General features: G+C 32.3%; 3 protein-coding genes. All 3 read right to left on the bottom strand.

Going from position 1 to position 2558, the window contains the following annotated elements:
- Positions 1 to 17 precede the first annotated feature (17 nt).
- Genes AB1Z17_RS08190 through AB1Z17_RS08180 form a run of 3 tightly spaced genes read right to left on the bottom strand, consistent with a single transcriptional unit; the run spans position 18 to position 2490 of the window.
- The gene (locus AB1Z17_RS08190; RefSeq protein ID WP_368051313.1) at positions 18 to 428 is read right to left on the bottom strand and encodes a hypothetical protein; all 411 of its coding nucleotides are present in this window, start codon (positions 426 to 428) and stop codon (positions 18 to 20) included.
- A 21-nt stretch (positions 429 to 449) separates the two neighbouring features.
- Positions 450 to 1262 (bottom strand): hypothetical protein, encoded by an 813-nt coding sequence (locus tag AB1Z17_RS08185; protein ID WP_368051312.1) that lies wholly within the window; start codon positions 1260 to 1262, stop codon positions 450 to 452.
- 10 nt (positions 1263 to 1272) lie between these two features.
- Positions 1273 to 2490 carry a hypothetical protein gene (locus AB1Z17_RS08180; protein ID WP_368051311.1) on the bottom strand — a complete coding sequence of 406 codons (1218 nt, stop codon included), beginning with the start codon at positions 2488 to 2490 and terminating at the stop codon, positions 1273 to 1275.
- Positions 2491 to 2558: the final 68 nt, after the last annotated feature.

Genomic DNA, 2558 nt, shown 5'->3' with positions numbered 1-2558 from the left:
CTGTTGCTACTGCCATATTATAATACTTTTATCATTTCACTTGTATATGAATCTCCTTTTATGTACCCAAGACTTTCATAAGTCTTAATAAGGTTATTGCTTTTTATTAAAGCGTAAATATATTTACTTCCTGACATTTTACAAATATTAGTAAGTGATTCTATAAGCAAACTTATAGCTTCTTTTCTTTTTGGTTTTACCCTATATTCTTTATTTGAAATTATCCAATCTACCCAAGACACTTTTGAATTAGTTACGTATATAAATCCTGCACATACAGGAATATCTGCATCGTAAATAATATACCCTCCTTTTCCTTCGTCGGGTAAAAAGTCTTTCTTAGGAGCTTTCCAACCCCACTGATCCCACCAATCTAATAAAATATTTTCGTAATCGGTATCGTTAAGCTGTCTAATAGTTAATTCCATATAGTAACAAAGATATTAAATTTAAGGGAAACTTTTCATTACTTCTGATTCTATAGCAAGTAATTCTATTTTTGAGCTCGATAAGTTTTGTAAAGTAAAGGTGCAATAATGACCTAATACTCCGTGAGACTCTGCTACTGAATTTTTAATATAGAAAAAATACTCAACATTACTTGGAATAGGAATCGACAAGGGAGCACCCATAGCGTTGTCTATAACTACTTGGTTTATTCCGTTTGGTAAGTCAACATTTATTGCTATAACTTCTCCTGCAAACTGAATTGTAGAAGAAAAATAAACAAAATCTCCAACACTTAAAATGCTTCCAATAGATATTAAGGGGTTTATACTAAAATTTATTTCAGTAGTGTTTGTTCCCGGATTGGTTACAGTAGTACTATTACCAATTCCATTTACACTTCTAAGAGCTAGTTGTCCAATAATATTATTTCTTATAAAAGCAAAAAACGAGGCTTCTTTTTCTACAAACCACTGTTGTTCAATAAATCCTGAAAACTCTAAATCAGTTACTAATTGAACAGACCAAGCAGCATCTCCCTCCAAGTTAATGGTCTTAAATAATTTATTTTCAAGTACAGAGGTGTTAAAAACACTTTGAATACTTGTTTCAGTAAACGAATTTTGAGGAAGAAATTGTTGCTCCCACCAAGGTAAATAAAATGTATTTCTAATTTCATTTACGTTATGTCGATATAAATTACCTCCTTTAAAAGAATAAAAATAGTTGTTCATTCCAATCATCCAATCAGGATAATAAGAATAGAAAGAAGCCCAACCGGCTACCCCCTCGCTATACGTTAATGTGTAATTCATATTTATCTATTTAACATTGAGTTTTATTAATAATAAATCCACTATTATCAACTTGAACAATATACGGTGAAACAGGGATTGAAACTAAATTATATACTTGACCATCTATTAAGTCTAAAGACATCCTGTAAACACCCGGATTAAGTGGCGTTAAATTACCTCCACTTGTTGATGTAAGCTGACCTCCAATTATAACATCTGCTTCATTAATATCAAGAATAGTTGTAGCTGTACCTGTTTGATCGTTACAATCTTCTACGAGCACCACACTATTATAAACAAAAGATGGTGAAGCAGTACAATCTGTTAAAGCTACCACTATTCCATTTACAACTTCTATCACCTTATTTGGTGAAGCTACATTATCAATTAAATAAAATCCATCTGCAAGAGGAACCGCCCCAAAAGAATCTTCAAAAACATAATCATATAAGCCTACAAAAGTATCTGTTGCTGTATGAACTTTAACAAAATGAAAAGTTTTATCTAATGGCTCTTCGCAAGATATATTAGAAGAATTATATTTCATTGATCTTGAAAAAGAAGGCAATAAAACAGGAAAATCAACAGACACATTAAATGCTGTTCCATCACAAGGACCTGCTACTTCTATATTCACTAGAGAAGGAGTCGAAGTTGTTTTGGGAATTACCATAACACAAACATCGGGAGATAAAGAACCTAAGCTAACATCTCCGGGAGTTATAGTTATATTTTGAGTATTTCCTGTACGTACAAAAGACGTACCGTTAAAAATAAATTCTTCTAATGCAGGAAAGTTAGAAATATTACCTGTTAAACCACAATCATTTGATAATTGACCTAGTACTGTAAATCCATTAGGATCCGTGCTTTGATGGTATCCATCTACAGGAGAGCTTATTTTATTATAAACATTCCCGTTAAAAATTGCTTTTATACCATCAGGTATGTTAAAAGGATTAAACCTAATAACAACAGCCCCTACATCACTTACCGTGCTTCCTGCATCTAAATTAAGAAGATAAACACCTTGACCTCCACTCGCACTTATAGTTTCTCCGCAAGGAGTAGCACAAGTACCACAAGTTACTGCAGGCAACAAAACTCCTGATACTTGCTCTCTTGATGTTACACCATCTGAGTAGAATCCGTTAGGCGCAATCAAAGTTAGATTTGCGTCTAAAAATATAGTTGTTGATGAACCTAAAGATGGTCCGTTTAAAAAATAATTTCCTAATGTAGCCATATTTATTTATTAATTTTTTTCACAATTACAACAAGCGTCATTAGGATCAATTTCCGAATAACACAATT

The organism is Lutibacter sp., assembly GCF_040883305.1.
In the GTDB taxonomy this organism is placed as follows: Bacteria; Bacteroidota; Bacteroidia; order Flavobacteriales; family Flavobacteriaceae; genus Lutibacter.
This window is presented reverse-complemented; position numbering and strand designations above follow the sequence as displayed.

Excerpts from the sequence above, each read along its gene's own strand:
- AB1Z17_RS08190 (WP_368051313.1), bottom strand. The coding sequence starts at position 428 with ATGGAATTAACTATTAGACAGCTTAACGATACCGATTACGAAAATATT.
- AB1Z17_RS08185 (WP_368051312.1), bottom strand. The coding sequence starts at position 1,262 with ATGAATTACACATTAACGTATAGCGAGGGGGTAGCCGGTTGGGCTTCT.
- AB1Z17_RS08180 (WP_368051311.1), bottom strand. The coding sequence starts at position 2,490 with ATGGCTACATTAGGAAATTATTTTTTAAACGGACCATCTTTAGGTTCA.